Annotated in this window: 8 protein-coding genes and 1 pseudogene; 5 read left to right on the top strand and 4 right to left on the bottom strand. The window is 59.6% G+C overall.

The genetic code is table 11. The features are described from left to right. Window positions 1-181 (bottom strand): annotated as a pseudogene (locus EII26_RS13315) (hypothetical protein); the annotation flags it as partial. Window positions 182-271: 90 nt separating this feature from the next. Next, window positions 272-1,801 (bottom strand): FGGY-family carbohydrate kinase, encoded by a 1,530-nt coding sequence (locus tag EII26_RS12480; protein WP_124889488.1) that lies wholly within the window; start codon window positions 1,799-1,801, stop codon window positions 272-274. Window positions 1,802-1,997: 196 nt separating this feature from the next. Here EII26_RS12480 and EII26_RS12475 point away from each other — a divergent pair, with 196 nt between their 5' ends. Next, window positions 1,998-2,498 carry a signal peptidase II gene (locus EII26_RS12475; protein ID WP_233572751.1) on the top strand — a complete coding sequence of 167 codons (501 nt, stop codon included), beginning with the start codon at window positions 1,998-2,000 and terminating at the stop codon, window positions 2,496-2,498. Here the strand turns inward: EII26_RS12475 and EII26_RS12470 are convergent. Both EII26_RS12470 and EII26_RS12465 read right to left on the bottom strand, forming a co-directional pair. Continuing rightward, on the bottom strand, window positions 2,495-3,970 hold the full coding sequence (locus EII26_RS12470) for a leucyl aminopeptidase (protein WP_124889486.1): 1,476 nt from the start codon (window positions 3,968-3,970) through the stop codon (window positions 2,495-2,497). The two genes, EII26_RS12475 and EII26_RS12470, sit on opposite strands and share 4 nt — an antisense overlap. Window positions 3,971-4,157: 187 nt before the next feature. Further along, on the bottom strand, window positions 4,158-5,003 hold the full coding sequence (locus EII26_RS12465; protein WP_124889485.1) for an SDR family oxidoreductase: 846 nt from the start codon (window positions 5,001-5,003) through the stop codon (window positions 4,158-4,160). 543 nt (window positions 5,004-5,546) lie between these two features. Between EII26_RS12465 and EII26_RS12460 the strand changes: the two genes are divergently transcribed. The 4 genes from EII26_RS12460 to EII26_RS12445 form a co-directional block, all read left to right on the top strand. Next, entirely contained in the window at window positions 5,547-5,810 is a 264-nt protein-coding gene (locus EII26_RS12460; RefSeq protein ID WP_124889484.1) for a hypothetical protein, read from the top strand. 131 nt (window positions 5,811-5,941) lie between these two features. Continuing rightward, window positions 5,942-6,175 carry a hypothetical protein gene (locus tag EII26_RS12455; protein ID WP_124889483.1) on the top strand — a complete coding sequence of 78 codons (234 nt, stop codon included), beginning with the start codon at window positions 5,942-5,944 and terminating at the stop codon, window positions 6,173-6,175. Further along, window positions 6,175-6,582 (top strand): DUF2335 domain-containing protein, encoded by a 408-nt coding sequence (locus EII26_RS12450; protein ID WP_124889482.1) that lies wholly within the window; start codon window positions 6,175-6,177, stop codon window positions 6,580-6,582. The genes EII26_RS12455 and EII26_RS12450 overlap by 1 nt, the downstream gene beginning before the upstream one ends. 847 nt (window positions 6,583-7,429) lie before the next feature. After that, window positions 7,430-7,686: helix-turn-helix domain-containing protein (locus tag EII26_RS12445; protein ID WP_148092574.1), on the top strand; the 257-nt coding region annotated here is incomplete at its 3' end.

Here is a 7,686-nt window from a genome sequence, read left to right as displayed (position 1 = left end):
GCGGGTAGTCGCAAAACTCCGTAACGCCGGCGACCCTGTCCCCCTGTCCCAGATCGAACAGGATCTCCGTCCCGACCGGCGACAGGGAGACGATACGGCTCGGCGCCGCCCAAGCGGCGCCTGCAGGCAGAAACAGGAAACAAAGGAGAACGAGAATGCGCTGCCGAATTGTCGTCGTCAAGAATATGCCCCTCCTCTACCCCAGCGGCCGGCGGTACGGGATCGCCAGACGGAATCTCCCCCAAAGCCCCATCCCCGGTCCGGACAGCGGTCAGCTTCTCTGGAGCTCCGCGATCTCCCCCATGCACTCCCTGGTGCGCTCGTACAGCGTTTTGTAGAGTTCAAAGTATCTGGAGTAGATCTTATGATTTTTGTCATCGCACCTCACGGGATCGTCGAAGCGCAGCCACCTCCGGATTTCCGCCGGATCGGAGAAGACCCCCGTGCCCAGACCGGCCAGAAACGCATCGCCCAGCGGGGCCTCGGCATCCACCGCCAACCGTTTCATGGAGTAGCCCGTGACGTCGGCGAAGATGCGCGTCCAGACGTCGCTCCTCGCGGAACCGCCCACCATGAAACAGTCGGCGTCGAGCTTCAGTCCCGCGGCCTCGGCCGCCTCGATGTTGTGACGGAGGGAGTACGCCACCCCCTCCATGCAGGCGCAGAAGACGTGCCCCCGACCGTGAGAGAGGGAGAGCCCGAAGACCGTCCCGCGTGCGTCCGGATCCCAGATGGGCGAGCGCTCGCCCATGAAGTAGGGCAGGACGATCAGTCCGCCGCTGCCCGGCCCGACATTCCGGGCCTCCAGCTCCAGCATCTTGTAGGCGGAGAGACCGGTTCGCCGCTGCAGCTCCTTCTCTCCCCCGGCAAACTCGTCCCGAAACCAGCGGATCACCGCCCCGGAGGTCGCCCCACCTCCGAAGGTGTAGACCGTCGTTTCGTCGTTCACCACATAGGGATAGCTGATCAGGCCGGGGGAGACGAAGCGTCCGTCGTGGACCGTGCCCCAGCAGAGCGAGGTTCCCGCCATGACCACGTGTTCGCCCGCCTCGAGAACGCCGCAGCTGAACTGCGCCACCGGCGCATCGACGCCTCCCGCGACGATCGGCGTCCCTGTGGGCAGCCCGGTGACTTCCGCGAATTCGCGGTTGAGGACCCCCACCACCTCGGACGAGCGCGTCAGGCGGCTGGGGAGCAACGACAGCGGGATGCCCAGCGCCTCGGACATCTCCGCCGACCACGCCTTTTTCCGGATATCCAGCAGGCCCCCCAGATTTCCCGCGGAGGAGTAATCGGTGGCCAGCTCGCCGGTGAATTTGTAGATCACGTAATCCTTGGGCGAGACGAACTGCCACACCTTCCTCCAAAGCTCCGGCTCGTTCTCCTTCATCCAGAGGATCTTCGTAAAACCGTAATAGGTGTCCACGGCGTTGCCGGTGACGGCAAAGAGGCGGTCCACAGAAACATTGTCCCTCACCCACTGCGCCTGCCTGCGCGCGCGCCGGTCCATCCAGATCATGCAGGGCCTCAGCGGCGCCCCCGAGGCATCGAGGGGAATCCCGGACCCGCCGTAGAGCCCGCTGATCGCAACCCCCTCGACCTCGCGCTTTCCGGACTTCGCCAACAGGTCCCGGAGCACCGCCACAACGGCCTCCAGCCAGACCTGGGGCCACTGCTCCGCCCAGGAGGGCGCGGGGGTCAGCACACCATACTCGCAGGAGCTCTCGGCAAGGATACCGCCCTTCAAATCCACCGCCAGGGCCTTCGTTCCCCCCGTACCGATGTCGACGCCGATCAGCATGCTTCTCGACTCCTCTCGTCATTGAAAAACCGCCGGGCGGACCGGAGCCGCCCGCCTCCGAGTGTCCGACGGACCCTTTCACCCAGCATTATACGCGAGAGCCCGTCGGGGAGGAGACGGAAGATCATGCTCTACAATAGTGGGGCAAGAGGAGGATGCGAAAGGAGAGGGCAAAATGACGGAAAGGAAAGCATGTTTGGGCGGATACGGGGTCTTGGGCCTGGCGGCGCTGCTCCTGGATCTCGCGGCGAAGAAGGCGGCCCGGCACGGGCTGGCATCCGGCCCTATCCCCCTCGTCCTCGGATTTCGCCTGGAGCTGCACGCCAACCCCGGCGTCGCCTTCGGCCTGTCGCGCACGCTGGGCTGGGTCATCGGCCTTCTGGGCCTGGTCCTCCTGGCCGGACTCACCCTGTTTTATCGCAACAAAACCCGCCACGCCCGGCACGGGCTGGCGCTGCTCTGGGCCGGGGGACTCAGCAACGCCCTCGAGCGCCTGCTTCTGGGGGGAGTGACGGATTTCCTGTTCATCCCCCTCCCCCGCCTGCCGTTCGTCCCGCTCCCGGGCCTCTACGTCAACCTCGCGGACCTCTGGCTGGTCCTGGGCGCCGCTCTGCTGTTGCTGGAGCTGTCATTCCATGCAAAAGGCGGAGGGCGCGTGCCCTCCGCCGATACCCTCAGGCCCGGCTCCCCAGGCTAAAGGTTCATCAGATAGTCCAGGCAGGTCCTTACCCCGAAGCCGCTGGCCCCCTTGGCGTAGACGCCCCATTCCTTGTCCATGAAGTCGACGCCCGCGATGTCCAGGTGCGCCCAGGGGATATCCGAGTCCACGAACTTCGAGAGGAAGATCGTCGCGAAGGTCGCTCCGCCGTAGCGTCCGCCGGAGTTGATGAGATCCGCAAAGGGCGACTTGGTGGCCTCCTCGATCCTCTCGTCCTCAGCGGGCAGCCGCCAGAAGCGCTCGCCCCGCCTCCCGGCCGAGGCCAGCAGGGCCTCCGCCAAGGCATCGTCGCGGGTGAAGAGCCCTCCGGTCCACTTGCCCAGGGCCACGACGCACGCCCCCGTGAGGGTGGCCATGTCGATGATGACGTCCGGCTTCATCTCGCTGGCCAGGGAGAGCGCGTCGGCCAGGGCCAGGCGTCCCTCCGCGTCGGTGTTGTTGATCTCGATCGTCTTGCCGTTGCGGGCCCGTACGATGTCGTCCGGCCTGTACGCCGTGCCGGAGGGCATGTTCTCCGCCGCCGCGACGATGCCGTGCACCTCCACCTCGGGAGCGAGCGCCGCGACCCCCTCCATGATGCCCAGGACGTTGCAGCCCCCCGACTTGTCGCCCTTCATGGTCGTCATGAAGTCCGCCGGCTTGATGTCCAGCCCGCCGCTGTCGAAGGTCAGCCCCTTGCCGACGAAGACGACCTTCTTCCTCGCCCTCTTGGGCACGTAAGCCAGACGGATCAGGCGAGGAGGCGTCGCCGACCCGCGTCCCACGGCCAGCAGAGCGCCCATGCGCTCCTTCTCCAGGCGTTTCTCGTCCCAGATCTCGCAGTCCAGGCCCGACGCTTTGGCGATCGCCTCGGCCCGCTCGGCCAGGACGGGCGGGTTGATGACGTTGCCAGGCTCGTTGGCCAGCTCGCGCGTCGCGAGCTGCGCGGCCGCGAACTTCCGCCCGCTCGCAGCCTCCTCCTCCGAGAGCTCCGCGACGAAGACCTCCCTGAGGCTGAAGCCCTTGTCGTCCTCCTTCTGCTTGTACTTGTCGAAGACGTAGCCGCACAGGCCCACGGCCTCGGCCACAAGGGAGGAGCGGGAAAGGCCCCCCTCGTCGCACGCCCCCTTCCCGCCGCTCAGGTGGGCATGGGGGACGAACGCCGTCTCGTTGTGCTGGCGCCCGGCCGTGCGCAAAGCGTAGGCCAACATGTCGCGGATCAGAGCGGAACCGCAGTCCTTGCCCTTGCCCAGCCCCGCAAGGTAGAGGTTGCGGACCGCTCCCCCGAAGAGGGGCACCCGCAGCAGGGAGCCTTTCTTGCCCGTGAAGTCCTTGCGCTCGGCCAGCGTCTTGACGAGGTCCCCGCAGGGCAGGGCCGCCCCGCCCCCGCAATCCTCCTCCCGGAGAAGCAGGACCAGGGCGTCGCCCTTCCATTGCTCCGCGGAATCCTTGAACACTTTGATGTCGATCATCCAAACAGCCTCCTCGTTATCTTCCGAAAAGGGCGGTGAAACACGCCCCCATTTTTTTGTACAACTGCTTAAGCGTACTGCAAGCCGCGCTTTTTGTCATCGTGAAAAACACGCCCCGCATGATGATGGTGTCCATGCCTGACGCATGGACACCATCGGACGCAAAATAGGGAATACCAGGGACAGTTCACACGCCCGAATAGGCGCAGAAGCCCCCATCCACCGGTATGCAGGCCCCGTTGACGAACCCCGACGCCTCCTCCGACATCAGAAAGAGCAGCGCGCCGACGAGCTCCTCCGGCTGGCCGAAACGCCCCATGGGCGTCGCCGCGAGGATCTTCCCCGTCCGCGCCGTCGGCGACCCGTCCGGATTGAAGAGCAGCGCGGCGTTCTGCCGGGTGGAGAAGAACCCGGGGGCGATCGCGTTGCAGCGGATGCCCTCCTTGGCGAAGTGGACGGCCAGCCACTGCGTGAAGTTCGAGATTGCGGCCTTCGCCGCGGAGTAGGCCGGGACCTTGGTCATGGGCGAGTAGGCGCTCATCGAGGAGACGTTGATGATGCTGCATCCCCTCCGCCCCAGCATGTCGCGCGCGAAGACCTGTGTGGGGATGAAGCTGCCCAGGAAGTTCAGTCCGAATACGCTCCCCACGCCGTCGGGGTCGAGGTCGAAGAAGGTCCGGCGCGTTCCCATGGCCCCGGGCAAAAAGTGCTCGTCGTCCGTGTTGGCCTTGGAGTCGTTGCCTCCAGCCCCATTAATGAGGATGTCGCAGGGCCCCAGCTCGTCCAGGATGCGTTCGTGGACCGCCTCGATCCCGGGCTTGTCCAGGACGTCGCAGCCGTAGCCCCTCGCGATGCCGCCCTCCGCGACGATCGCCTCCGCCACCTCCCGGGTGCCCTCCGAACGGCGCGCCAGCAGGGCGACCTTGGCCCCCACCGCGGCCGCCGCTCGGCCGAACATCGAGCACAGCACGCCGCTCCCCCCCGTAATCACAACCACCTTATCCGACAAATCGATCCTGAAGGGCAGATTCACCGAGCACTCCTCCTTGCACATCCCCGACCGACGCGGGGCACCCATCCATCGAAAAATTCGGCCCTTCCGACTCCCTGCCCGCAACACAAGCCAAGACATGACGCCGGATTTTACGGCACGCCACATACAAGGCGAGGGCCTCAGAAAAAACATATTTTTTAGTATATCATCGGTCGATTTTACCAAACCTCATTGCGGGCCTTGAATAACAGTAGGGCGAAAAAGTGGAAACAAAACGCTCTATCTCATATTTTCCTCCTTCAGGCGATTCCTCAACAGGCCAGTTGATGAATTGATGGTCAAGGCAAAGAAAAAATGGCAACATGAAAGAATCGCCTTGGGGATTAAGGCAGCAAACCGCAACCGTCAACTGGATCAAAGCCTATTCGGAGGTCTGGATCGACGACAATATCGTCATGGCTGCCAAGCAGGTCAAGGCTCTACAGAAGCGCAGCGTCTCGCTCGAAGAGGAGAATTTCATATTAAAAAATGCTTGCAGTATCCACGCCACATTCAATTTCTTAGTACAGGACCACCCCCTTGGTGTTCGTGAGGGATTTCACCAACCTTTTCGTCAGCGACTACCGCTACCGGGCGACAGCGCTGGACAAGATCGGCGGCAGCATCGAGCGTCTGGGGCGGCTGAGCAAACGGGCCATGGAGAGAACAAGGGGATGGACTGAGGAAGTTCGCCAAGGAGACGACGCACGTGGCGGGCGGACTCCTTGGGCGCTCAGCAAGCGGATCATCGCCACAGTGCGCGGAATAGACAACGCCATCAAAAAGTGGGACGAGCGCGGCCTGTGAGAAAAAGCATTCGAAACGCTTATGGACATCCTTATGGGTCCAGCGAGGGAAAGATACTGAGGCGGCCGTAGCGAGGCCTGTCTCTACCCCCAATTAGGTTGGGGTGATACAATGAGCGAGGAGGGATGTCCATGAAAAACTCACGGATACGAATTACAACCCTTGCTGCTTTATGCATGTTTGACATTGACGGAACAGCCGCACGCCGATATATGGAAAACGTGGTGTATGCCGCTCGTTCCAAAGGTGTACGCGACGTATCCCCGGCAGGAGCGTTTGCTGCGGCTGGGAAGGCTCTTTATGCCGGAATTACAGGCGTAGAAAAGAAATACCCAGAACTTTCAAGCAATATGGGGCCGGTCTGATGCCCAAGATGAAGCGGCCTGCGACCCCTCAGGAAGAAATGTTGGTTACGCAGCAGATTTATCAAGGCCCCTTGCCGCCGCCAAAGGTGCTCGAATCGTACGATAAAATTCGACCCGGTACAGCGCAAGAAATTGTGGAATTGGCCCAGGAAGCTCAAAAACATTATATTTTTATGGATCGACAAGAGGTCCGTCGTGAGTTTTGGAGTTTAACTTTCAGCTTCATCATCGGGCTGGTTGGTCAGTTAGGTTCAATAGCAATTACCTTGGCAGGATTTTATATGGCTTATTTTTACATCAAAGCCGGCGAACCCACGCTAGGGTATTGGATCGCGGGCAGTGCAACGGTCATCTGCGGATACCTGATCTGGTGGAAGGTGCAGGAAACCAAAAAGGACAAAGGCTAATCTTTCATCAGAAATCTTGTTGAACCACACGCCCCTCTCCGAAGGGGCTTTTTCATTGAAAGAGGCAAATGAGATGCTGGCCTCAACTTTTTCGGAACTTTTCAAGGCTAGTTGTACAGATTCTCTGTTCCATCATAACATGGGACTGTACATCTAATACTTTGGATAATGTCCCGCAATTTCATCCAGGAGATGGATTTTTATTTTCTTTCATTGACTTAAAATCTCTCCATCTCAAACTTTTAAACTAATCTATTAATTAAAAAACCAACAATGATAAGGATAAATAAAAATAAAACAAAAAGGCATTTGAATTTACCATTTGATCTTCCGGAGAATCATACTTTTTCGTGTAAATTATCTTCCTTAATTTGCGCAACATAAGACTCTCCCTACCTTAACATCCCAGAAATCGTAACATACAATTAAGCACGTCCTTCTTAAATCAAGATTCAAACTTAATCACGACGCCCTATCAAGGCCATTACCGAAATCGCCGCGCACACAATGACAACTATCGTTTGCTCCCTTGACGCAGAGTAAAACAACGAAACAAGGACACCAAGAATCCCTCCGTACAAAAAACCAGCAGCAAATTTCATCCACAAAAACCAATGGGAAGGGAGAAAATAGTATCGAAACAAAACGAAAATCGGCCACGAAACTACATAATAAATCCCAACCACCAAGGCATATGGCTCTGGGGGGTTCAACATATTTTTTGTTCCCTTGGATTTACAATCTAAACGCAACAGTAGGAGGTGAGAGAAGATAAAAAAGCCCATAGATGGCAGTTACTCGCTAGAATGAGTTTGCAGAGCACAAACAGCGAAGGAGACTGACACCCATGGGTTGCCCTCATCTTACAGCAACAGAACGAGAAAGTATACTGTGCCTTCGTGCTCAGGGATACGGAATCCGAAAGATTGCCGGAGCCCTGAACCGAAGCCCTTCGACGATCAGCAGGGAACTCCAGCGCAATCTCGTCAAGGGAGCCTACAGTGCACACGAAGCCGGTAAGCTCTATCGTCTGCGTCGTAAACGCTGTCGGCCGGCCTTCAAGCTGGACAACAAAGGACTGCGGCAAATTCTGCAATCTCGTCT

Source organism: Fretibacterium sp. OH1220_COT-178 (genome assembly GCF_003860125.1).
Classification (GTDB): Bacteria; Synergistota; Synergistia; order Synergistales; family Aminobacteriaceae; genus CAJPSE01.
This window is presented reverse-complemented; position numbering and strand designations above follow the sequence as displayed.

Excerpts from the sequence above, each read along its gene's own strand:
- EII26_RS12480 (WP_124889488.1), bottom strand. The coding sequence starts at position 1,801 with ATGCTGATCGGCGTCGACATCGGTACGGGGGGAACGAAGGCCCTGGCG.
- EII26_RS12470 (WP_124889486.1), bottom strand. The coding sequence starts at position 3,970 with ATGATCGACATCAAAGTGTTCAAGGATTCCGCGGAGCAATGGAAGGGC.
- EII26_RS12455 (WP_124889483.1), top strand. The coding sequence starts at position 5,942 with ATGAAAAACTCACGGATACGAATTACAACCCTTGCTGCTTTATGCATG.
- EII26_RS12450 (WP_124889482.1), top strand. The coding sequence starts at position 6,175 with ATGCCCAAGATGAAGCGGCCTGCGACCCCTCAGGAAGAAATGTTGGTT.